Origin of the sequence: Streptomyces caelestis (assembly GCF_001279005.1) — a bacterium.
Lineage (GTDB): Bacteria > Actinomycetota > Actinomycetes > Streptomycetales > Streptomycetaceae > Streptomyces > Streptomyces heliomycini.
In genome coordinates this window covers 242286-267805 of sequence record NZ_LGCN01000119.1, presented here as the reverse complement: position 1 = coordinate 267805, position 25520 = coordinate 242286, and the positions used below count along the sequence as shown (strand labels likewise).

The 25520-nt window shown below is 76.0% G+C and carries 4 protein-coding genes; 1 reads left to right on the top strand and 3 read right to left on the bottom strand.

What is annotated here, in order from left to right; genetic code table 11:
- From ADK41_RS11920 to ADK41_RS11910, 3 genes are all read right to left on the bottom strand, one after another.
- Positions 1–21159 (bottom strand): type I polyketide synthase (locus ADK41_RS11920; protein ID WP_030821093.1); only part of this gene is annotated, 21159 nt, incomplete at its 3' end.
- Between the two features lie 391 nt (positions 21160–21550).
- On the bottom strand, positions 21551–22588 hold the full coding sequence (locus tag ADK41_RS11915) for a GDP-mannose 4,6-dehydratase (protein WP_030821096.1): 1038 nt from the start codon (positions 22586–22588) through the stop codon (positions 21551–21553).
- Between the two features lie 287 nt (positions 22589–22875).
- Positions 22876–23721 carry a GntR family transcriptional regulator gene (locus ADK41_RS11910; protein WP_030821099.1) on the bottom strand — a complete coding sequence of 282 codons (846 nt, stop codon included), beginning with the start codon at positions 23719–23721 and terminating at the stop codon, positions 22876–22878.
- 357 nt (positions 23722–24078) lie between these two features.
- Here ADK41_RS11910 and ADK41_RS11905 point away from each other — a divergent pair, with 357 nt between their 5' ends.
- Positions 24079–25485, top strand: coding sequence for a cellulose binding domain-containing protein (locus tag ADK41_RS11905; RefSeq protein ID WP_030821102.1), 1407 nt, complete (start codon positions 24079–24081; stop codon positions 25483–25485).
- Positions 25486–25520: the final 35 nt, after the last annotated feature.

The following is a 25520-nucleotide window of genomic DNA, read 5'->3' as shown; positions in this document are numbered from 1 at the left end:
CTGCATCAGCCGGGCACGCGCCGCGACCAGGGTGCAGGCGTCGTCCAGGGACAGCACCCCCGCCACATGCGCGGCCGCGATCTCCCCGACCGAGTGACCTGCGACGAACTCCGGCGTCACACCCCACGACTCCACGAGCCGGAACAGCGCCACCTCGACCGCGAACAGCGCCGGCTGGGTGTAGCCGGTGGTGTCCAGGAGTCCCGCCTCCGGCGTGCCCGCCTCGGCGAACAGCACCTCCCGCAGCGGACGCTCCAACTCCACGTCCAGCCGCGCCAGTACGGCGTCCAGCGCCTGCGCGAACACCGGGAACCGGGCATACAGCTCACGCCCCATGCCCGCCCGCTGCGCACCCTGCCCCGAGAACAGCACCGCCAGCGAGCGCTCCACCGCACGGCCACGCGCCACCTCCACCGGCTGTTCGCCGTCCACTGCGGCGAGGAGCACCGCCCGGTGCTCGAACGCGGTGCGGCCGACGGCCAGGGTGTAGGCGGTGTCGAGGGCCGGGGCGTCCGGGTGGGCGGCGGTGAACGACAGCAGCCGTTCGGTCTGCTCCTCGAGGGCCTCGGGGGTGCGGGCGGACACGAGCCAGGGCACTTCGGCGGGCGCCACGGGAGCCGCGTCACCACGCGACTCGACGTCCACCGGGGCCTGCTCCAGCAGGACGTGGGCGTTGGTGCCGCTGACGCCGAAGGCGGAGACGCCGGCACGGCGCGGCCGGCCGGTCTCCGGCCAGGCGCGGCGCTCGCGGAGCAGGGCGACCGTGCCGTCGGACCAGTCGACGTGGGTCGACGGGGTGTCGACGTGGAGGGTGCGGGGCAGTTCGCCGTGGCGCAGGGCGAGCACGGTCTTGATGACGCCGGCGACACCGGCGGCGGCCTGGGTGTGGCCCAGGTTGGACTTGACCGTGCCGAGCAGCAGCGGGCGCTCCGGGTCGCGGTCGGCGCCGTAGGCGGCGATGAGGGCGTGCGCCTCGATGGGGTCGCCGAGGGTGGTGCCGGTGCCGTGCGCCTCGACCGCGTCCACCTCGGCCGGAGTGAGGCGGGCGTCGGCGAGGGCGGCGCGGATGACGCGCTGCTGGGCGCGGCCGTTGGGGGCGGTCAGGCCGTTGGAGGCGCCGTCCTGGTTGACGGCCGAGCCACGGACCACGGCGAGCACGGGGTGCCCGTTGCGGCGGGCGTCGGAGAGGCGTTCCAGGACCAGGACGCCGGCGCCCTCGGACCAGGCGGTGCCGTCGGCGGAGTCGGCGAAGGCCTTGCAGCGGCCGTCGCCGGCGAGGCCGCCCTGGGCGGTGAACTCGACGAAGGCGTCGGGGCTGGACATCACCGAGACGCCGCCGGCCAGGACCAGGGAGCACTCGCCGGAGCGCAGCGCCGTGGCGGCCATGTGCAGGGCGACGAGCGCCGAGGAACAGGCGGTGTCGACGGTGACGGCCGGGCCCTCCAGGCCGAGGGTGTAGGACAGCCGGCCGGACATGACGCTGGCGGTGGTGCCGGTGGCGGCATGACCCCGCACGTCGGTGGTGCCGCGGCGCAGCATGGTCGCGTAGTCCTGGCCGTTGGTGCCGACGAAGACGCCGGTGGCACTCCCGCGCAGGCCCGCCGGGTCGATGCCGGCGCGCTCCAGGGCCTCCCAGGAGGTCTCCAGGAGGAGCCGCTGCTGCGGGTCCATGGCGAGGGCCTCGCGCGGGGAGATCCCGAAGAAGGCGGCGTCGAAGAGGCCGGCGCCGTCGAGGAAGCCGCCCTCCAGGGTGGCGGAGCCGCCGCGGGCGAGGGTGTCGAGGTCCCAGCCGCGGTCGGCGGGGAAGCCGGTGATGGCGTCACGGCCGTCGTACAGCAGGTCCCACAGGTCGTCGGGTGAGTCGACGCCGCCGGGGAAGCGGCAGCCCATGCCGACGACGACCACGGGGTCGTCGTCTCCCGCGTGGCCGGTGGTGTCCACGGCCGCGCGGCCGTCGGCCGGCTCGGGCAGGGCGCCGAGCAGTTCGGTGAGGAGGTGGGCGGCCAGGTCACGGGTGGTGGGGTGGTCGTAGACGAGGGTGGCGGGCAGCCTCAGGCCGGTGGTGGCGTTGAGGGTGTTGCGCAGTTCGACGGTGGTCAGCGAGTCGAACCCGAGGTCGGTGAAGGCCTGGTCGGGTTCGACGGCGGCCGGGTCGGGATGGCCGAGGACGCCGGCGACCTGGGCGCGCACGAGGTCCAGGACGTACCGCTGCCGGGCGGGTCCGGTGAGCGCGGCGAGTTCCCGGCCGAGCGCCGGACCGGCGGTCGTGGCCGTGGTCGTGGGGTCGGGGGTGGTGGCGCGCAGTTCGGGCAGGTCGCGGACGAGGGGGCGGTGGGCGGCGAAGACCGCCGCGTACCGCTGCCAGTCGATGTCGGCGACGGTGAGCGCGGTGTCGCCGTGCTCGACGGCGGTGTCGAGGGCGGCGAGCGCGTCCTCGGCGTCCATCGGGGTGAATCCGCCGCGGCGGACGCGGTCCTCCACCCCGGTGCCGTCGCCGGCCATGCCGGTGCCGGCCCAGGGACCCCAGGCGATGGAGGTGGCGGGCAGGCCGGCGGCGCGGCGGTGTTCGGCGAGGGCGTCCAGGTAGGCGTTGGCGGCCGCGTAGTTGCCCTGGCCGGCGGCGCCGAGGCTGCCGGCGGTGGAGGAGAACAGCACGAAGTCGGTGAGACCGCTGTCGCGGGTCAGTTCGTGCAGGTGGGCGGCGGAGCGGGCCTTGGCCCTCAGGACGGTGTCGAACCGCTGCGGGGTGAGCGTGTCGAGCACGCCGTCGTCGAGCACGCCGGCGGTGTGGATCACCGCGGTGAGGGGGTGTTCGGCGGGTACGGCCGCGAGGACGGCGGCGAGGGCGTCGCGGTCGGCTGTGTCGCAGGCGGCCACGGTCACCTCCGCGCCCAGCTCCCGCAGCTCGGCCGCGAGCTCGCCGGCGCCGGGCGCGTCCGGGCCGCGGCGGCCGACCAGCAGCAGGTGCGGGGCGCCGCGTTCGGCGAGGCGGCGGGCGACGTGGGCGCCGAGGGCGCCGGTGCCGCCGGTGATCAGGGTGGTGCCCTCGGGGGCGAACCGCCGGGGGGCGGCGCCCTCGGGCGCGGGGTGGTGGACCAGGCGGCGGGCGTAGGTGGCGGAGGCGCGGACGGCGAGGTCGCTCTCCTCGCCGGGCTCGGCCAGGAGGTGGGCCAGGCGGCGTACGGCCCGGGTGTCGAGGTCTTCGGGGAGGTCGACGGCGCCGAAGCGGCGCTCGGGGTGTTCCAGGGCGGCGACCCGGAGGAGGCCGCGCGCGGCGGCCTGCCCGGGGTGGACGAGGCGGTCGGCGCGGCCGGTGGTGACGGCCTGGCGGGTGAGGATCCACAGCGGGGCGTGGATCCCCGCGTCCCCGAGGGCCTGTACGGCGGTGGCCGTGGGCAGCACCCCGCCGAGGCCGGCGGGGTCGTCGGAGTCGGAGTCGTCCGTGCCGAGGGCGAGCAGGGACAGGACGCCGGTGAAGCCGCCGTCGGGCGACGGCAGTTCCCGCAGGAGGTCGGCGAGGCCCGTGCGGTCCCGGCCGTCGGTGGTCACGCGTACGGCGTGCAGGCCGAGGGCGTCCGGCAGTCCGGCCGCGTCGGTGCCGGGGCCGGTGGCCGGGAGCAGGACGAGCCAGGCGCCGGCCGGCCGTGCGGTGGGGGCGCCGTCCAGCGGCTTCCACACGGCGCGGTGGCGGCGGGCGTCGGCGGCGGCCCGCTCGGTGCGGCGGCGCCGCCACGCGGACAGGGCGGGCACGAACGCGGCGAGGGTGTCGTCGTCGAGGCCGAGGTCGGCGCCGAGGGCGGGCAGGTCGGCGCGCTCGACGGCGGACCAGAACGCGGCGTCCGCGCCGTCGGCCGGGCCGGCCGCGGTCGTCGGGGCGGGCCCGTGTGCGGTGTCGGGCCAGTAGCGGCTGTGCTGGAAGGCGTAGGTGGGCAGGTCGACGCGGCGGGCGCCGGTGCCGCGCAGGACGCCGGACCAGTCGACGCGGGCGCCGTGGACGTGGACGCGGGCCAGGGCGGCGGTGAGCGCGGTGACCTCGTCGCGGTCGCGGCGCAGCGCGGGCACCGCGGTCGCCTCGGCGTGCGCCGGCGTGCCGGTGTCCTCGGCGGCGTCGAGGACGTCGCGGGCGGCGGCGGACAGGGTGCCGTCGGGGCCGATCTCCAGGAAGGAGGTGTGGCCCTGCCGGGCGAGGGTGCGCACCGCGTCGGCGAAGCGGACGGTGGCGCGGACCTGCCGCACCCAGTAGTCGGGGGTGCGCAGCGCGTCGGTGTCGGCGGGCCCGCCGGTGACGGTGGACACCAGCGGGACGGACGGCGGGTGGTAGGTGAGGCCGCGGGCGACCCGTGCGAAGTCGTCGAGCATGGCGTCCATGCGCGGCGAGTGGAAGGCGTGGCTGACGCGCAGGGCGCGGGTCTTGCGGCCGTCCCCGGCGAGCCGGGCGGCGATCCGGGTGACGGCCTCCTCGTCGCCGGACAGGACGACGGAGCGGGGCCCGTTGACGGCGGCGAGGGAGACCTGGTCCTCCAGGCCGTCCAGCAGCGGCAGCACCTCGTCCTCGGCGGCCTGTACGGCGACCATGGCGCCGCCGGCCGGCAGGGCGGCCATGAGGCGGCCCCGGGCGGCGACGAGGGTGCAGGCGTCGTCCAGGGAGAGGACGCCCGCGACGTGGGCGGCGGCGAGTTCGCCGACGGAGTGGCCGGCGACGCTGTCGGGGACGGCGCCCCAGGACTCGACGAGCCGGTAGAGGGCCACTTCGAGGGCGAACAGGGCGGGCTGGGTGTGGGCGGTGTCGTGCAGGAGGGCGGCGTCCGGGGTGCCCTCCTCGGCGAACAGCACGTCCCGCAGCGGGTGTTCGAGTTCCTGGTCGAAGCGGGTGAGGACGGCGTCCAGGGCGTCCGCGAAGGCCGGGTACCGGCCGTACAGTTCGCGGCCCATGGCGGCGCGCTGGCTGCCCTGCCCGGTGAACAGGAAGGCGAGGCGGCCCCGGGAGGGGGCGCCGGTGACGAGGGCGCCGTCGGGGGTGCCGTCGCGCAGGGCGGTCAGGGCGCGCAGGACCCCGTCGCGGTCGCCGGCCAGGACGGCGGCGCGGTGTTCCAGGGTGCCGCGGGTGGTGGCCAGGGAGTGGGCCACGTCGAGCAGCGGGACGTCCGGGTGGGCCTCGCTGTGGTCGAGGAGCCGGCCGGCCTGGGCGCGCAGGGCGGGGGCGGTGCGGGCGGACAGGACCAGCGGCACGCCGGCCGGCAGGGTGCCGGGGTCCGCGGCGGGCACGGTCCTCGGCTGCTCCGCGTCGGGGGTGTCGGGGGCCTGTTCGAGGACGGTGTGGACGTTGGTGCCGCTCAGGCCGAAGGAGGAGACGGCGGCGCGGCGGGGCCGGCCGGTCTCGGGCCAGGGCACGGTGTCGGTGGCCAGGTCGATGGCGCCGGAGTCCCAGTCGACGTGGCGGGAGGGGGTGTCCACGTGCAGGGTGGGCGGGACGGTGCCGTGGCGCATCGCCATGACCATCTTCATGACGCCGGCGATGCCGGACGCCATCTGGGTGTGGCCGATGTTGGACTTCACCGAGCCGAGCAGCAGCGGCCGGTCGGCGGGCCGGCCCTGGCCGTAGGTGGCGAGCAGGGCCTGCGCCTCGATCGGGTCGCCGAGCGCGGTGCCGGTGCCGTGTCCCTCGACCACGTCGACGTCGGCCGGGGTGAGGTTCGCGTTGCTGAGGGCCTGGCGGATCACCCGGGCCTGGGAGGGGCCGTTGGGGGCGGTGAGGCCGTTGGAGGCGCCGTCCTGGTTGACGGCGGAGCCGCGGATGACGGCGAGCACGGGGTGGCCGTTGCGGCGGGCGTCGGAGAGCCGTTCGACCAGGACGAGGCCGACGCCCTCGGCGAGGCTCATGCCGTCGGCGCCCTCCGCGTACGCCTTGCAGCGGCCGTCGGGGGCCATGGCGCGCTGGCGGCTGAAGCCGGTGAAGGCGCTGGGGGTGGCCATGACGCTGACGCCGCCGGCGAGGGCGAGGGTGCTCTCGCCGTTGCGCAGCGACTGGCAGGCCAGGTGCAGCGCGACGAGCGAGGAGGAGCAGGCGGTGTCCAGGGTGACGGCCGGGCCCTCCAGGCCGAAGGTGTAGGCGAGGCGGCCGGACATCACGCTGGAGATGGTGCCGGTGATGAGGTGGCCCTCGGCGCCCTCGGTCGAGGCGCCGCCCGCCGTGTAGTCCTGGTAGCTGGCGCCGATGAAGGTGCCGGTGAGGCTGGAGCGGAGGGTGGCGGGGTCGATGCCGGCGCGTTCCAGGACCTCCCAGCCGGTCTCCAGCAGGAGCCGCTGCTGCGGGTCCATGGCGAGGGCCTCGCGCGGCGAGATGCCGAAGAAGCCGGCGTCGAAGTCGGCGACGTCGTGGAGGAAGCCGCCCTGGGTGGAGTAGGTGGTGCCGGGCTTGTCGGGGTCGGGGTCGTAGAGGGCGTCGGCGTCCCAGCCGCGGTCGGCGGGGAAGCCGGTGATGGCGTCGCCGCCGGACGCGACGAGGTCCCACAGGGCCTCGGGGCTGGTGATGCCGCCGGGGTAGCGGCAGCTCATGGCGACGACGGCGATGGGCTCGTCGTCGACGGCGGCGGTGGTGCGCACCGGTCCGCCGTCCTCGGTGCCGGGGCCGCCGATGAGGCCGCGCAGGTGCGTGACGAGGGTGAGCGGGTCCGGGTAGTCGAACACGAGGGTGCTCGGCAGGGTGAGGCCGGTGACGGCGGCGAGCCGGTTGCGCAGGTCGACGGCGGTGAGCGAGTCGAAGCCGACGTCGCGGAAGGCGCGGCGCTCGGACAGCACCTCCGGTGAGGCGTGGCCGAGGACGGTGGCGGCCTCGGAGCGGACCAGGTCCAGCAGGAGGCGGTCCTGTTCGCCGGCGGGCAGCGCGCGCAGCCGGCCGGTGAACTCGCCGCCGTCGGCGGCGCGGGTCCGGGACTCCTCGGTCAGCCGCCGTACGTCGGGGACGTCCTCGAACAGGCCGGTGGGCCGCGAGGAGGTGAACACCGGGTGGTAGCGGTCCCAGTCGACGTCGGCGACGGCGAGGACGCCCTCGTCGGCGTCGAGGGCCCCCCGGAGTCCGGCGAGGGCCAGCTCGGGGTTCATGAAGACCAGTCCGCTGCGGCGGATCTGGCCGGGGTCGACGCGGCCGAGCTTCATGTCGTCGGCCCAGATGCCCCACGAGATCGCGGTGGCGCGGGCGCCGCGGGCGCGGCGGTGCTCGGCGAGCGCGTTGAGGTGGGCGTTGGCGGCGACGTACGCGGCGTGCCGGCCGCTGCCCCACATGCCGGCGGTGGACGAGTAGAGGACGAACGCGTCGAGCTGGTCGTCGTCGAGGAGTTCGTCGAGGTGGGCGGCGCCGGCGGTCTTGGCGTGCACGACCTTGGCGAAGGCGTCGAGGCCGGTCTCGTCGATCGACTGGAGTTCGATGACGGCGGCGGTGTGGAAGACGCTGCGGACGGTCCGGCCCTCGGCGGCGAGCCGGTCCAGGAGCGCGGCGACGGCGTCCCGGTCGGTGACGTCGCAGGCGGCGACGGTGGCGGTGCAGCCGCGTGCGGCGAGGTCGGCGACGAGTTCGGCCGCTTTGGGGGCGCTGTCGCCGCGGCGGCTGGTGAGGACCAGGTCGCGGGCGCCCAGGTCGGCGAGCCAGCGGGCCAGGTGGGGGCCGAGGGTGCCGGTGCCGCCGGTGACCAGGACGGTGCCGCGCGGGCTCCAGCCGGGGCCGCCGGCGGGGGCGGGCGCCGGGGCGACGCGGCGGGCGAGGACGCCGGAGGCGCGGACGGCGAGCTGGTCCTCGCCGGTGCCGCCGGTGAGGACGGCGGCGAGCCGCCGGGCGGCGCGGTGGTCGAGGGTGCCGGGCAGGTCGACGGTGCCGCCCCAGCGCTGCGGGTGTTCCAGCGCGGCGGTCCAGCCGAGTCCTTGCACCATGGCCTGCGCGGGCCGGGTGAGCCGGTCGGCGCGGCCGGTGGAGACGGCGCCGCGGGTCAGCGCCCACAGGGGCGCGTCGACGCCGGCGTCGCCGAGGGCCTGGATCAGGACGACGGAGAGCGCGAGCCCGGCGGACAGCACGGGGTGGAGGGTGCCGGTGTCCTCGGCGTCGGCCAGCAGCGACACCACACCGGTGGGTTCGGGCAGGTCGCGCAGGCGGGCGGCGAGGTGGCCGCGGTCGGTGTCGGCGGCGTCGAGGGGCAGCGGCGCCACGTCGGCGCCGTGCGCGGTGAGCGCCTCCCGTACGGCGGCGGTGTGCTCGGGGTCGGCGCCGTCGGCGGTGACCAGCAGCCAGGTGCCGGTGAGGGCGGCGTCGGGCAGGGCGCCGAGCGGCTTCCAGGTGGCGCGGTAGCGCCAGGAGCCGACGGTGGAGCGGTCACGGCGCTGCCGTCGCCAGGTGGACAGGGCGGGCAGGACGGGGGCGAGGGCGTCACGGTCCAGGTGCAGGCGGGTGGCGAGGGAGTCGACGTCCTCCTGCTCGACCTCGGTCCAGAACTCGGCGTCGGCGGGATCGCCGTCGCCCGCGGCGCGCGGCGGCGCGGCCTCGGTCCACAGGTGCTCGCGCTGGAAGGCGTAGGTGGGCAGGGGTGTCCTGCGGGCGCCGCAGCCGGCGTAGACGGCGGCCCAGTCGGCGCGGCCGCCGCGGACCCACTGCTCGGCGAGGGAGGCCAGGAAGCGGCCGGTGCCGCCCTGGTCGCGGCGCAGGGTGCCGGTGACGGCGACCGGGTCGCCGGTCTCCTCGGCGGTGGCCTGCACCGCCATGGTGAGCACGGGGTGCGGGCTGATCTCGACGAAGACGGTGTGTCCGCCGTCGAGGAGGGCGCGTACGGCGTCCTCGAAGCGGACGGTCTGCCGCAGGTTGCGGTACCAGTAGGCGGCGTCCGTGGTGGCGGCGCCGAGGATCTCGCCGGTGACGGTGGAGTGGAACGGCACCCGCGCCCGGCGGGGCGTCACGGGGGCCAGGAGTTCGAGGAGTTCGTCGTGGACGCGCTCGACCTGCGGGGAGTGGGAGGCGTAGTCCACGGCGACGCGGCGGGCGCGTACGCCCCGGACGGTGAACTCGGCGTGCAGGGCGTCGAGCGCGTCGGGGGCGCCGGCGAGGACCACCGAGCGGGGTCCGTTGACGGCGGCGACGGACACGGCGCCGCCGTGGGCGGCCAGGTACTCCTCGGCCTCGGCGGCGGGCAGCTGCACGGACATCATGCCGCCGGCGCCGGCCAGGACGCGGCCGATGGCCTGACTGCGCAGGGCGACGACGCGGGCGCCGTCCTCCAGGGACAGGGCGCCGGAGACGACGGCGGCGGCGATCTCGCCCTGGGAGTGGCCGACGACGGCGTCCGGGGTGACGCCGTGGGCACGCCACAGCTCGGCCAGGGACACCATCACGGCCCAGGTGACGGGCTGGACGACGTCGACGCGGTCGAAGTCGGGCGCGCCGTCGGCGCCGCGGATCACGTCGGTCAGGGACCAGTCGGTGAACGGGGCGAGCGCGGCGGCGCACTCGTGCAGCCGCTCGGCGAACACGGGTGAGGTGTCGAGGAGTTCGGCGCCCATGCCGGCCCACTGGGAGCCTTGGCCCGGGAAGACGAACACGGTGCGGCCGTCGGTGTCGGCGGTGCCGCTGACGACCTGGGCGGTGGACTCGCCGTCGGCGAACGCGGTGAGCGCGTCGGTGAGTTCGCCGGTGGTGGCGCCGAGGGCGACGGCGCGGTGCTCCAGCACGGAGCGGGCGGTGATCAGGGTGTGGCCGACGTCGGCGGGGTGCGGCCCGGCGGCGGTGACGTGCGCGGCGAGGTTGCGGGCCTGGCCGCGCAGCGCCGCGGGAGCGGCGGCGGACAGGATCCAGGGCAGGGCGCCGCCGGCCGGAAGGGCCGGCTCGGGGGCCTCGGCGGGCTCCGGGTCGTCGGGCGCCTGCTCCAGGACGGCGTGCGCGTTGGTGCCGCTGATGCCGAAGGAGGAAACGGCGCAGCGCAGCGGGGCGTCGTCCTTGTGCCAGTCGGTGGTCTCGGTGACGAGGCGGACCGCGCCGGACTCCCAGTCGACGTGGCGGGAGGGGCGGTCGGCGTGCAGGGTGCGCGGCAGGGTGCCGTGCCGCATCGCCATGACCATCTTGATCACGCCGGCGACACCCGCCGCCGACTGGGTGTGGCCGATGTTGGACTTCACCGAGCCGAGCAGCAGGGGGCGCTCCGGGTCGCGGTCCCGGCCGTAGGTGGCCAGCAGCGCCTGCGCCTCGATGGGGTCGCCGAGCGCGGTGCCGGTGCCGTGCGCCTCGACCACGTCGACGTCGTCGGGGGCGAGTCCGGCGGCGTTCAGGGCCTGGCGGATGACGCGGACCTGGGAGGGGCCGTTGGGGGCGGTGAGGCCGTTGGAGGCGCCGTCCTGGTTGATGGCGGAGCCGCGGACGACGGCGAGGATCTCGCGGCCGTTGCGGCGCGCGTCGGAGAGCCGTTCCAGGACGAGGACGCCGACGCCCTCGGCGAGGGTCATGCCGTCGGCGTCGTCGGAGAACGCCTTGCAGCGTCCGTCGCGGGCCAGCGCCCGCTGCCGGCTGAACGCGATGAACGACATCGGGTTGGTCATGACGGTGGCGCCGCCCGCGAGGGCGAGGCTGCTCTCGCCGTTGCGCAGCGACTGGCAGGCCAGGTGCAGCGCGACCAGGGAGGAGGAGCAGGCGGTGTCGACGGTGACGGCCGGGCCCTCCAGGCCGAAGGTGTAGGCGAGGCGGCCGGACAGGACGCTGGGGCTGGAGCCGGTGACGGCGTGCCCGGCGGAGCCGTCGTCCATGGCGACGCCGTAGTCCTGGTAGGTGGAGCCGATGAAGGTGCCGGTGGGCGTGGAGTGCACCGCGGCGGGGTCGATCCCGGCGTGTTCGAACGCCTCCCAGGTGGTCTCCAGGAGCAGCCGCTGCTGCGGGTCCATGGTGACGGCCTCGCGGGGCGAGATGCCGAAGAAGCCGGGGTCGAACTCGCCCGCGTCGTGCAGGAAGCCGCCGAGGGTGGAGTAGGTGGTGCCGGGGTTGTCGGGGTCGGGGTCGTAGAGGGCGTCGGCGTCCCAGCCCCGGTTGACGGGGAAGTCGGAGATGGTGTCGGCGCCGTCGGCGACGAGCCGCCAGAACGCGTCGGCGGAGCGGGCGCCGCCGGGGAAGCGGCAGCTCATGCCGATGATGGCGATGGGCTCGTCGGTGGCGACCGGGCCGGCGGTGGCGGGCGGCGCGCTGTCGCCGGCGCCGAGGAGTTCGTCCTGGAGGTGGCGGGCGAGGGCGGCCGGGTTGGGGTGGTCGAAGACCAGGGTGGTGGGCAGGGCGAGGCCGGTGAGCGCGGCGAGGCGCTTGCGCAGTTCCACGGCGGTCAGCGAGTCGAAGCCCGCGTCGCGGAAGGCACGCCTGGCGGGGACGCCGTCGGCGGAGGTGTGGCCGAGGACGAGGGCGGCCTCGGAGCGCACCAGGTCCACGAGCAGCCGCTCCTGCTCGTCGCCGGTCAGTCCGCGCAGCCGTCCGGCCAGTTCGGAGACGGCGGCGGCGGTGTCCGCGGGGGCGGCGAGGGCGCGCACGGTGTCGATCCCGTCGAACAGGCGGCTGGCGCGCACGGCGGTGAAGACCGGGTGGTACCGGTCCCAGTCGACGTCGGCGACGGTGAGCGCGGTGTCCCGCTGGACCAGGGCGCGGCGCAGCTCGGTGACGGCGGTGGCGGGGGCCAGCAGGCGCAGTCCGCTGCGTTCGAGGGTGTCGGAGACGGAGTGGTGCGCGTGGGCCATGCCGATCTCGGCCCACGGTCCCCAGGCGATGGCGGTGGCGGCCAGGCCCCGGGCGCGCCGGTGCTCGGCGAGGGCGTCGAGGTAGGCGTTGGCGGCGGCGTAGGCGCTCTGTCCGGCGCTGCCCCACACTCCGGCGACGGACGAGTACAGCAGGAAGAAGTCCAGGTCGTGGCCGTCGAGCAGGGCGTCGAGGTGGGCGGCGCCGAGGGTCTTGGCGGCCATCGCGGCGGCGGTGTCGGCCAGCGGGGTGGCGGACAGGGGCGCGGCCTGGCCGACGCCCGCGGCGTGCACCACACCGGTGAGCGGGGCGTCCTCGGGGACGGCGGCGAGGACGGCCGCGAGGGCGTCGCGGTCGGCGCTGTCGCAGGCGACGAGGGTGACGCGGGCGCCCGACTCCTGGAGTTCGGCGGCGAGTTCGGCGGCACCCGGCGCGTCGGGGCCGCGCCGGCCGGTGAGGATCAGGTGGGCGGCGCCGGCGCGGGCCAGCAGACGGGCGGTCTCGGCGCCGAGTCCGCCGGTGCCGCCGGTGATCAGGACGGTGCCGGAGACGGTGAGGGCGTCCTCGCGGGGCAGGTCGGCGCCGGGGTGGCGGACGACGCGGCGGGCGAGTACGCCGGAGGCGCGGACGGCGACCTGGTCGTCGCCGTCGCGGGCGGCGAGCACGCCGGCCAGGCGCTGTGCCGCGGGCGCGTCGAAAACGGCCGGCAGGTCGACGAGGCCGCCCGGCTGCTCGGGGCGTTCCAGGGCGGTGACCCGGCCCAGGCCCCAGTGGGCGGCGCGGGCGGGGTGGGTGAGCGGGTCGCCCGGCCCGGTGGAGACGGCGCCGCGGGTGACGGTCCACAGCGGGGCGGTGGCGCCGGTGTCGCCGCAGGCCTGGGCGAGGACGACGCCGAGGGCGAAGCCGGGCGGGAGGCCGCCGGCGGCGGTGTCCCCCGGGGCCGTGCCGGTGGGGTGGGGGCCGTCGGCGAGCGGCAGCAGGTTGAGGACGCCGGCCGCTTCCGTGACCCCGGCGGCGCGCAGGGCGCCGGCGAGCCGCTCGCGGTCGAGGTGGGTGGCGTCGAGTTCCAGGCGCCGGAGCAGGGCGCCGTGGCCGCGCAGCGCGTCGAGGACCTCGCCGGCCTCGTCGCCGGCGGTGGTGACGGCCAGCCAGGTTCCGTCCAGGACGGGGGCGCCGGTGGTCGTGGCGGGCCGCCAGGCGACCTGGTAGCGGGCGGCGTCCAGGACGGCCTTCTCCTGCCGGGCGCGCCGCCAGGACGACAGCGAGGGCAGCAGCGCGTACAGGGAGGCGTGCTCCTCGTCGCGCAGACCGAGCAGTCCGGCGAGCCCGTCGGCGTCGCCGCGTTCGACGGCGGTCCACAGGGCGGCGTCGGCGGGGTCGGAGACGGCGCGGCGGGCGCCGGGGGCGGTGGTGTCGGGCCAGTACGTCTCGTGCTGGAAGGCGTAGGTGGGCAGTTCGACGGTGGTGGCGCCGGTGCCGGTGTACAGGGCGGACCAGTCCACGCGGACGCCGCGCACGTGCAGGCGGGCGAGGGCGGTGAGGGCGCTGACGTCCTCGGGGCGGTCGGTGCGCAGGAGGGGGACGGCGTCGGTGCCGGCGTCGTCGCCGAGGGTGTCCTCGGCGAGGGCGGCCAGGGAGCCGCCGGGGCCGAGCTCGAGGAAGGTGGCGGCGCCCGCCTCGTGGGCGGCGCGCACGGCGTCGGCGAAGCGGACGGTGCCGCGGACGTGGCGCACCCAGTAGTCGGCGGTGCGCAGGTCGCCGCCGGTGGCGGGGCGGCCGGTGAGGTCGGAGACGACCGGCACGGTCGGCTCGTGGTAGGTCAGGCCCTCGGCGACCCGGCGGTAGGCGTCGAGCATGGCGTCCATGCGCGGCGAGTGGAAGGCGTGGCTGACCCGCAGCCGGCGGGTGGTGCGGCCCTGGCCGGCGAAGTGGGCGGCGACGCGCTCGGCGGCGTCCTCGTCCCCGGCGACCACGACGGAGCCGGGGCTGTTGACGGCGGCCAGGCAGACCTGGTCCTCCAGACCGTCCAGCAGCGGCAGCACCTCGTCCTCGGTGGCCTGTACGGAGTACATGGCGCCGCCCTGGGGCAGCGCCTGCATGAGCCGGGCGCGCGCGGCGACCAGGGCGCAGGCGTCGTCCAGGGAGAGGACGCCGGCGGCGTGGGCGGCGGTGATGCCGCCGATGGAGTGGCCGAGGAGCACGCCGGGACGCACGCCCCAGGAGCGGACCAGGTGGTACAGGGCGGTTTCGAGGGCGAACAGGGCGGGCTGGGTCCAGCCGGTCTCGTAGAGCGCGGCGGCCTCGGGGGTGCCGTCCCCGGCGAACAGGACGTCCTTGAGGGAGCGCGGCGCGGCGTCCGTCTCCGGGTCGGTGAGCAGCGGGTCGAGCTTCGCCACGACCTCGTCGAGCGCCTCGGCGAACCGCGGGTACCGGGCGTACAGTTCACGGCCGGCGCCGGGGCGCTGGCTGCCCTGTCCGGTGAACAGCAGGGCGGTGCGGGCGGCGCCGCCGGTCTCGCCGAGGACCAGCGCCGGGTCGGGGCGGTCGGCGGCGAGGGCGGCCAGGGCCCGCCGTACGTCGTCGGGGGCGCCGACGGCGACGGCGCGCTGCTCGAACGCGGGCCGGGTGGTGGCCAGGGAGAGGGTCACGTCGGCGGGCGCGAGGGCGGGGCGCTCGTCCAGGTGGGCCAGCAGGCGGGCGGCCTGGGCGCGCAGTGCGGGCCGGGTGCGGCCGGACAGGACCCACGGCAGGACGGCGGGGGCGTCGGTGCCGTCGGTGCTCGCGGGGCGGGGCGCGGGCTGCGGTGCGGGCTGCTCCAGGACGACGTGCGCGTTGGTGCCGCTGATGCCGAAGGAGGAGACGGCGGCGCGGCGGGGACGGCCCGTCTCGGGCCAGGGGGTGTGCTCCTGGAGGAGCGCGACCGCGCCGGACTCCCAGTCGACGTGGCGGGAGGGGCGGTCGGCGTGCAGGGTCCGCGGCAGCTCGCCGTGGCGCATCGCCATGACCATCTTGATCACGCCGGCGACGCCCGCGGCGGCCTGGGTGTGCCCCAGGTTCGACTTCACCGAGCCGAGCAGCAGGGGGCGTTCGGGATCGCGGCCCTGGCCGTAGGCGGCGAGCAGGGCCTGCGCCTCGATGGGGTCGCCGAGCGTGGTGCCGGTGCCGTGCGCCTCGACGGCGTCCACGTCGGCGGGGTCCAGTCCGGCGGCGTTCAGGGCCTGGCGGATGACGCGCTGCTGGGAGGGGCCGTTGGGGGCGGTCAGGCCGTTGGAGGCGCCGTCCTGGTTGACGGCGGAGCCGCGCACCACGGCCAGGACGCGGTGGCCGTTGCGGCGCGCGTCGGAGAGGCGTTCCAGGAGGAGGACGCCGACGCCCTCGGACCAGCCGACGCCGTCGGCGTCGTCGGAGAAGGCCTTGCAGCGGCCGTCGGGCGCCAGGCCGCGCTGGCGGGAGAACTCGATCAGGGAGGTCGGCGTGGACATCACGGTGACGCCGCCGGCCAGGGCGAGGGAGCACTCACCGGAGCGCAGGGCCTGCATCGCCCAGTGCAGGGCGACCAGGGAGGAGGAGCAGGCGGTGTCGACGGTGACCGCCGGGCCCTCCAGGCCGAGGGCGTAGGAGACCCGTCCGGAGGCGATGCTGGGCGCGGTGCCGCTGCCCTGGTGGCCCTCGAAGCGCTCGTCGGCGAGGGTGGCGGAGTAGTCGCTGTACATCACGCCGGCGAAGACGCCGGTGCGGCTGCCGCGCAGGGAGACCGGGTCGATGCCGGCGTGCTCCACGGCGGTCCAGGACGCCTCCAGGAGCAGCCGCTGCTGGGAGTCGGTGGCCAGCGCCTCGCGGGGGCTCATGCCGAAGAAGCCTGGGTCGAAGTCGCCCGCGTCGTGCAGGAATCCGCCGTGGCGGGTGTACGAGGTGCCGGGGTGGTCGGGGTCCGGGTGGTACAGGGCGTCCAGGTCCCAGCCCCGGTTGACGGGCAGGCCGCCGACCGCGTCGGTGCCCTCGGTGACCAGGCGCCACAGGTCGTCGGGGGAGCTGACGCCACCGGGGTAGCGGCAGCTCATGCCGACGATGACGATCGGGTCGTCGGCGGTGGCGGCGCCGGCGGCCGGGGTGGCGGCGGACGCCTCCGCTTCGGCGTCGCCGGTGAGTTCCTCCAGCAGGTGGGCGGCGAGCGCGGAGACCGTGGGGTAGTCGAAGACGACGGTGGCCGAGGTGCGCAGGCCGGTGGCGGCGGCGAGCCTGTTGCGCAGTTCGACGGCGGTCAGGGAGTCGAAGCCGAGGTCCTGGAAGGCGCGTTCGGGGTCGATGTCGGTGGCGGAGGCGTGTCCGAGGACGGCGGCCACCTGGGCGCGCACCAGGTCGGTGACGGTCTCGGTGCGGGCCTCCGCGTCGAGCCGGGACAGCCGCTGGGCGAGGCCGAGCGCGGTCCCGGAGCCGGTGCGCACGGCGCGGCGGCGGGCCCGGATCAGACCGCGCAGCAGCGGCGGCACCTCTCCCCCGCCGCGCAGCGCGGCCAGGTCGAGCCGGACCGGCAGGACGGCGGCGCGCGGCAGGGTGAGGGCGGTGTCGAAGAGGGCCAGGCCGTCCTCGGGGGTGAGCGGGGGCGTGCCGGAGCGGGACAGGCGGCGCAGGTCGTGCTCGGTCAGTTCGCCGGTCATTCCGGTGCCGGGCGCCCAGGGGCCCCAGCCGAGGGAGAGTCCGGGCAGTCCGCCGGCGCGCCGGGTCGCGGCGAGCGCGTCGAGGAAGGCGTTGGCGGCGGCGTAGCCGGCCTGGGCGGGGGCGCCGGCGGTGCCGGCGAAGGAGGAGAAGACGACGAACGCGGCGAGGTCGAGGTCGCGCGTGGCCCGGTGCAGGTGCCAGACGGCGTCGGCCTTGGGCCGCAGGAGGGCGGTGAGGCGGTCGGCGGTGAAGGACTCCACGAGCCCGTCGTCGAGGACGCCCGCGGTGTGCACCACGGCGGTGACGGGGTGGTCCTCGGGGACGGCGGCGAACAGTGCGGCGACGGCGTCGGGGTCGGCGGCGTCGCACGCCCGGAGCGTGACCTCGGCGCCGGACTCGCGCAGGGCGTCGGCGAGTTCGGCGGCGCCGGGGGCGTCGGGGCCGCGCCTGCCGGCGAGGAGCAGGTGCCGTACGCCGTGTCGCGCGACGAGGTGGCGGGCGAGGAGGGCGCCCAGGCCGCCGGTGCCGCCGGTGATCACGACGGTGCCGTCGGGGTTCCAGGCAGGGGTGTCCCGTTCGGCGGGCGGGCGGACGCGGGCGAGGCGGGCGCCGAGGACCGCGCCGTCGCGGACGGCGGCCTGCGGTTCGTCGGCGCCGAGGGCGGCCACGAGGGCGGCGGGGTCGACTGTGGACGCCGGGTCGAGGTCCAGGAGGCCGAAGCGGCCGGGGTGTTCGGTCTGCGCGGAGCGGACCAGGCCCCAGACGGCCGCCGCGGCGGGGTCGGTGACACCGCCGCCGTCGGTGGCGACGGCGCCCCGGGTGACGAAGACCAGCCGGGAGCCGGAACGGGCCGGGTCGTCGAGCCAGTCCCGCAGGTGGCCCAGGGCGCGGGAGGTGACCTCGTGCACCGAGGTGAGCATGTGGTCCTCGCCCGCGCCGGCGACGGGGACGAGCACCAGCTCCGGCGTCCCGTCGCCGTCGGCGACCGTCGCACCGGCGGCGGTCAGGGCGGCGGTGAGGCCGAAGGGGTCGGCGCCGAGCAGGTCCACGGTCGCGGGCGGGGCGGTGTCGTCGGCGGAGGCCGTGGTCCGGACCCAGTCCAGGGCGAACAGCGCATCCCGTTCCAGGGCGGAGGCCGCGGTGGCGCGCGCGTCCGGGGCGGTGCGCAGGACCAGGGAGGCCACGGAGGCGACGGGCGCCCCGGTGGCGTCGGTGACGGCGACCGACACGGCGTCGTCGCCGGCCGGGACGATGCGGACCCGGGCCTCGGTGGCGCCGCCGGCGTGCAGGGTGACGTCCTGCCAGGAGAACGGCAGGCCGCCGCGTCCGTCCTCGCCGAGCGGGGCGAAGGCGGTGGCGTGCAGGGCCGCGTCGAGGAGCGCGGGGTGGAGTCCGAAGGAGGGCGCGTCACCGGCGGGTCCGGCGTCGAGGGCGACCTCGGCGAAGGTCTCCTCGCCGCGCCGCCACACCGCTCGCAGGCCGCGGAAGGCCGGGCCGTAGCCGAAGCCGGTGTCGGCGAGCGAGTCGTAGAAGCCGTCCAGGTCGACCGGCTCGGCGCCGGCCGGGGGCCACACGGCCGCGTCGAAGCCTTCCTCCCGGCGGGCGCCGGGGGCGAGGGTGCCGGTGGCGTGCCGGGTCCAGGGCTGGTCGTCGTCGCCGTCGGGGCGGGCGTAGAGGCTGAGGGCGCGGCGGCCGGTGTCGTCGGGGCCGGCGATCCACACCTGGACCTGGACGCCGCCGTCCCCGGGCAGGGCGAGCGGGGCGGCGAGGGTGAGGTCCTCGACGCGGTCGCAGCCGACTTCGTCGCCGGCCCGCACCGCCAGCTCCAGGAAGGCGGTGCCGGGCAGCAGGACGGTGCCGCGGACCACGTGGTCGGCGAGCCAGGGGTGGGTGCGCACCGAGAGGCGGCCGGTGAGCAGCAGCCCGTCGGAGTTGGCGAGGGTGACGGCGGCGGCCAGCAGCGGGTGGTGGGCGGCGCCCAGGCCCGCGGCCCGTACGTCGCCGGCCGTGCCGGTGACGCCCTTCGGCCAGTAACGGTGGTGCTGGAAGGCGTAGGTCGGCAGGTCGGCGCGGCGGGCGCCGGTGCCGTCGAACCAGCGCTCCCAGCGCAGCGGCACGCCGTGCAGGTACAGGCCGGCGGCGGTCTCGGTGAGAGCGGTGGCCTCGGGCCGGTCCTTGCGCAGGGCGGGCAGGGCGGCGGCGTCCTCGTGTCCGGCGGCGTCCAGGCAGGCGCGGGTGAGCGCGGAAAGGGTGCCGTCGGGGCCGAGTTCGAGGAAGACACCGGTGCCGTGGCCGGCCAGCCAGGAGACCCCGTCGGCGAAGCGGACGGGGTGGCGGACGTGGTCGGTCCAGTAGTCGGCGGAGGTCAGCCGCTCGACGGTGGCGGGTGTGCCGGTGAGGTTGGAGACCACGGGCAGCGCGGGGGCCTGCGGGGACAGTCCGGCGACGATCTCCCGGAACTCCGCGAGCATCGGCTCCATCAGCGGCGAGTGGAAGGCGTGCGAGACGCGCAGCCGGCGGGTGCGGCGGCCGAGGGCGGTGAAGTGCGCGGCGACGGCGGCGACGGCGTCGGCGGCGCCCGCGACGACCACCGCCGAGGGGCCGTTCAGGGCGGCGATCGCCACCCGGTCGGCGTGCTCGGCGACCAGCGGGGCCACCTCGTCCTCGGTGGCCTCGACGGAGACCATGGCGCCGCCCCCGGGCAGTGCCTCCATCAGCCGGCCGCGGGCGGCGACCAGGGTGCAGGCGTCCGCCAGGGAGAAGACGCCCGCGACGTGCGCGGCGGCGATCTCGCCCACGGAGTGGCCGGCGACGTGGTCGGGGGTGACGCCCCAGGACTCGACCAGCCGGTAGAGGGCGACTTCGAGGGCGAAGAGGGCGGGCTGCGCGTATCCGGTGCGCTCGAGCAGGGCGGCCTCGGCGGTGCCCTCCTCGGCCAGCAGGAGGGGGCGCAGCGGGCGGTCGAGTCCGGCGTCGAGGTGGCCGAGGATCTCGTCGAGGGCGCGCGCGAAGACGGGGAAACGGGCGTACAGGTCGCGGCCCATGCCGGGGCGCTGGGAGCCCTGGCCGGAGAAGAGCACGGCGAGCTTGGGGCGGCCGCGGGTCCGGCGAACGGTGAGGCCGGGCGCGTCCTCGCCGGCGGCGAGCGCCGTGAGGGCGGCGAGGGCGGTGTCGCGGTCGGCGGCGGTGAGCGCGGCGCGGTGCTCGAAGGCGGAGCGGGTGGTGGCCAGGGCGTGGGCGGTGTCGAGGGCGGTGAGCGCGGGCCGGTCGCGGAGGTGGGTCAGCAGCCGGCCGGCCTGCTCGCGCAGGGCGTCGGCGGTGCGGCCGGACAGCAGCCACGGCAGGACGCCGGGCTCGACGGCGGGGGCCGCGGGGGTCTCCTCGGCGCCGTCGGCGGCGGGCTCCTCGACGGGGGCTTCCTCGATGATGGTGTGCGCGTTGGTGCCGGACAGGCCGAACGAGGAGACGCCGACCCGGCGCGGGGCGTCGTCGCGGCGCGGCCACGGCACGGGCTCGGTGAGGAGGCGGACGGCTCCCTCGGTCCAGTCGACGTGGGTGGACGGCCGGTCCACGTGCAGGGTGCGCGGGAGCAGGTCGTGGCGCATCGCCATGACCGTCTTGATGACGCCGGCGACCCCGGCGGCGGCCTGGGTGTGGCTGATGTTGGACTTCACCGAGCCGAGCAGCAGGGGCCGTTCGGGGTCACGGCCCCGGCCGTAGGTGGCGAGCAGCGCCTGCGCCTCGACGGGGTCGCCGAGGACGGTGCCGGTGCCGTGCGCCTCGACCGCGTCGACCTCGGCGGCGGAGAGACGGGCGTTGACCAGGGCCGCCTCGATGACGCGCTGCTGCGAAGGGCCGTTGGGGGCGGTCAGGCCGTTGGAGGCGCCGTCCTGGTTGACGGCGGAACCGCGGACCACGGCGAGCACCTGGTGGCCGTTGCGGCGGGCCTCGGACAGCCGCTCCAGGACGAGGACGCCGACGCCCTCGGACCAGCCGGTGCCGTCGGCGGCGTCGGCGAAGGACTTGCAGCGGCCGTCGCCCGCGAGGCCGCCCTGGCGGGCGAACTCGACGAACGTGGTGGGGCTCGCCATCACGGTGACACCGGCCGCCAGCGCCAGCGAGCACTCCCCCGCACGCAGCGACTGCGCGGCCAGGTGCAGGGCGACCAGCGAGGACGAACAGGCGGTGTCGACGGTGACGGCGGGGCCGACGGCGCCGTAGAAGTAGGAGAGCCGGCCGGACAGGATGCTGGTGGCGTTGCCGGTCAGCTGGAAGCCCTGGACGTCGTCGTCGGGGCCGACGCGGTAGTCCTGCGGCATGGCGCCGACGAACACGCCGGTACGGCTGCCGCGGATGCCGGACGGGTCGATCCCGGCGCGCTCGAAGGCCTCCCAGGAGGTCTCCAGGAGCAGGCGCTGCTGCGGGTCCATGGAGAGCGCCTCGCGGGGCGAGATGCCGAAGAAGTCCGCGTCGAAGGCGGGCGCGTCGTGCAGGAAGCCGCCGGCGAAGTCGGCGGGCCCGTCGCCGACGGCGACCTCCCAGCCGCGGTCGTCGGGCATGGGGGTGATGCCGTCCTCACCGGCGACCAGCATCCGCCACAGGTCCTCGGGACTGTTCACACCGCCCGGGTAGCGGCAGCCCATGCCGACGATCGCGATGGGCTCGGTGGCCGCCGCCTCCAGCTCGCTCACCCGCTGCCGCGAACGCTTCAGATCGGCGCTCGCTCGCTTGAGGTAGTCCCGGAGCTTCTGTTCCTTGTCCATTTCAACGCAACCCATCTGGAAGAAGACCGGCGGACGGCTGGCGGTCCGGCGGGGACACCGGGTGTTCGGGGCGGCCGTTCGGCGGGACGGCCGGGGTGTCGGAAGGCGGGAGGGAGGAGAGCGGGGGGCCGGGCCGGTGGGGCGCGGCCGGTGCGGGAGTCACGCGCCGGGCGGGCCGGGCCGTACGCGGTGCCGGGGTCCGCCCGTCCGTGGCCGGTCCCCGGCACCGCGCCGGGCGGGGACCGCCGCGGCGACTCCTTCGCACCACGCGCGCAGCGCGCGTGCCGTGCACACACTTCCGCAGACCATGGGCCCAGTCTCGGGCGGTACGTCTGCGGAAATCCCTAGTGTGTGGCGCCGGGGCGCGGGGCGGCCCGACGGCCGGACGGGCCTACCAGCTGCCGGTGGCGGCCACCAGCCGGCTGTAGTCGCGGTCGCGGGAGGCCTGGCGCAGGTCGGACTCGACCATCATGCACATCAGCTGCTCGAAGTCGACCTCGGGCTCCCAGCCCAGCTCCTTGCGGGCGTTGGTCGAATCGGCGCACAGCGTCTCGACCTCGGCGGGCCGCACCAGGCCGGGGTCGATCACCACGTGGTCGCGCCAGTCCAGGCCCACGTGCTCGAAGGCGATGCGTGCGGCGTCGCGCACCGTGTGCATCCGCCCGGTGCCCACGACGTAGTCGCCGGGCTCCTCCTGCTGGAGCATCAGGTGCATGGCGCGCACGTAGTCGCCGGCGAAGCCCCAGTCGCGCTCGGCGTCCAGGTTGCCGAGGCTGACCTTGTCCATCAGGCCCAGCTTGATCTGGGCCACGGCCAGGGTGATCTTCCGGGTCACGAACTCGGCGCCGCGGCGCGGGGACTCGTGGTTGAAGAGGATGCCGGAGACGCCGTACATCCCGAACGACTCGCGGTAGTTGCGGGTGATGTAGTGGCCGAAGGTCTTGGCCACGCCGTACGGGCTGCGCGGGTGGAAGCGGGTCGTCTCGCTCTGCGGGCTCTCGGCGACCTGGCCGAACATCTCCGAGGACGACGCCTGGTAGAAGCGGATCTGGCCCCGGGGGCCGCCGCCGGAGGACTTGCTGAGTCCGCTGACCATGCGGATGGCCTCGAGCATGCGCAGCACGCCGGTGCCGTTGACCTCGGTGACCAGTTCGGGCTGCTGCCAGGACATGGGGACGAACGAGACGGCCCCCAGGTTGTAGACCTCGTCGGGCTGGACCAGGTCGACCGCGGAGACCAGGCTGCCCTGGTCCATCAGGTCGCCGTCCACGAAGGACAGGCCGGGGATCAGCTCGGCGATCCGGTCCCTTCGCGGATTGGCCTGGCCACGGCAGAGCCCCCACACCCGGTACCCCTGGCTCAGCAGGTGTTCCGCCAGGTACGAGCCGTCCTGTCCGGTGATTCCGGTGATCAGTGCGCGCTTGGACATCTTCTCTCTTTCCACCGCCACGGGGAGGACCGGTCGGCGGGAGTCCGCACCGCGCCCGCGGACCGGAAGCGGCGGCCTTCGACGCGAGACGCGCACCCTCTGGCGCACCGGCCGGAGGGCCGGTCCTGCCGCATACCGAGACGCGCGGTCCGCGCTGACTCACGAGCCGTCCTCGTGGCAGCCATGCAAGCACCGAAACGGCTAAGGAATTTCCGAGTCTTCGGGGGACGGGCGGACACCTGGCGCGCTTCCCCCGGCACGAGGCCGCCGGCGGGGCCCTCGCCGGCTCACCGGTCGTTCTGCACCACGCCGCGTGTGGAGAGGGCGACCGGCCCGCCGGACGGGAAGTCCCCGGGAGGGATGCCGGGGTGGTGTCCTCCGGGCGGCGGCGCGGGGACGGTGCGGGGAGCGAGAGCGAGCCGCGAGACGATGCGGTACCGGTCTCCCCGGTAGAGCGAGTGGACGTACTCGACCGGGCGGTCACCGGTGTCGGTGGTGAGGCGTTCGAACAGCAGGGCGGGCGACAGCTCGGGCACTTCGAGCAGATCCGCCTCCGCGCGGGTCACCACGGTGGGCTCGATGGACTGCACCGCCTCGCCGACCCGCACACCGTGGCGGTCGCGGAAGTGCTCGTACAGATCGCCCTGTTCCAGTTCCTCCCTGGTCAGCTCCGGCACGAGGTCCGCCGGGACGTGCAGGTACTCGATGGCCATGGGCGAGCCGTCGACCAGCCGGAGGCGGGCCACGTACCGGATCCGCGCCGCGGGCGACAGACGCAGTCTGCGGCCCACCCGCGCGCCGGCCGGGAGGGTGCGCAGCTCCAGGACCCGGCTGGTCCACACCCCGCCGGCCCGCGGCACGGCGAAGGAGCCCCGTCCGGGGACCAGTTCCTGGGTGATCTTCTCGGCGGCGACGAACATGCCGCGGCCGTGCTCGCGCACCAGCAGCCCCGCGACCACGAGTTCGTCCACGGCGGCGCGCAGCGTGGGCCGGGAGACGCCGAGCCGGGCGCACAGGCTGCGTTCCGAGGGGATGGCGTCGCCGGGACGCCGGACCTCGATGAGCTCGAGGATCGCGTCGCGGACCCGTTCACGCTTGAGCACGGCGCCTGATGCGGCGGGATCGATCTCCATACGGGGGACCCTCGTTCGTCGTCGGACCGGCGGGCCGTGGGGCCGTCGTGGCACTGGTACGTCCTCGACCATAACTGGTCCACCGGTCGGGAAAACCCACTCGAGGACGCCAAGTGCCGCACGTGCCAGGAGGGTTGACGGCCCCATTGGTCCATGCCACCTTCGTTCGACATCGACTGGTAAAGCCTCGGAGCCCAACTGGTCAGCCCCGAGGGTCGTGCGTGTACCGCCGCCCGCCGTCCGTCCGTGTCCCGCGAGGGTCCGAGCCACCCCTCGCGCTCCATGGCACGAGGCGGCACCCGCACACGCCGCACAGACGATCCACCGTGCGCCACCCCCACAGCGAAAGGAACACGGATGAACACTCGTCCCACCGGCCGCCGCACCCGAGCGGCACTCGCGCTGACCGCCCTGCTCGGCGGCGCCGCCCTGGCCGGCCTCCCCGCCACCACCGCCGCCGCCGCGGACGGCGCCCTCGCCGTCCAGTACCGCACCGGCTCCGGCGGGGCCACCGCCGACCAGAGCGAGCCCTGGTTCAAGGTCCGCAACACCGGTTCCACCACCGTGCAGTTGAGCCAGGTAAAGATCCGCTACTACTTCAAGGCCGACTCCCCGGACGCCTCGTACCGCTTCGCCTGCTCCTGGGCGGTCAGGGGCTGCTCCGCCGTCACCGGCACGTTCGGGACGCTCGCCCACCCCACGGCGACGGCCGACCGCTACCTGGAGATCGGGTTCACCGCGTCCGCCGGATCGCTGGTCCCCGGCGCCGACACCGGGGACATGCAACTGCGCTTCCACCGGGCCGACTGGCGGACGCTGCGGCAGAGCGACGACTACTCCTTCGGCGGCGCCCAGACCTCGTACGCCGACTGGAACAGGGTCACCGCCCGGCTCGCCGACGCCACCGTGTGGGGCACGGCCCCCGAGGGTGACGACCAGACCGACCCACCAGGCGGCGGCCAGACCCTGTTCGACGACTTCGCCTACACCTCGCACACCGACCCGGCGCTCTCCGCGCACGGCTGGAGCGTGCGCTCCAACTCCGGCGGCCCCGGCGTGCCCGGCGCGGCCTGGGACCCGTCCAAGGTCACCTTCAGCGCCTCGGACGGCAACTCGGTGATGAACCTGGAGACCTCCACCGCCGGCACCGGCGCCTCCACCGTCCACACCGAAGTCCTCACCAGGAGCATGAAGTTCAGGAACGGCACCTACGCCGCCCGGGTGCGGTTCTCCGACGCCCCGAAGTACGGCCCCGACGGCGACCGCGTCGTCCAGACCTTCTTCACCATCAACGACCTCAAGGCCCCGATGGCCGACGACTACGCCGAGTACGACTTCGAGTACCTGCCCAACGGGGGCTGGGGCGAGCCGTCCAACATCCTGTACACGACCTCGTGGGAGACCTACGATCCCGATCCCTGGCAGGCCGTCAACCAGCACAGCGAGAGCCGGCGCAGCTTCGCCGGCTGGCACGACCTCGTCGTGACCATCGACGACACCGCCATCACCTATTACGTGGACGGGCAGCACTTCGGCACCCACGACGCCGCGTACCTGCCCGAGCGCCCGATGTCGATCAACTTCAACCAGTGGCTGATCGACCTCGACGGCCAGACGTCGACCACACCCCGCGCCTACGACCAGCAGGTCGACTACGTGCTGCACGTCAAGGACCAGGTGCTCACCCCGGCCCAGGTGTCCGCGAGGATCGACGCGTACCGTGACGCCGGCACGTCCTTCGTGGACGAGGTCCCCGCTCCCTGAGCCCTCGCGCGGCGGCGTGATCCCCGCCAACCCGC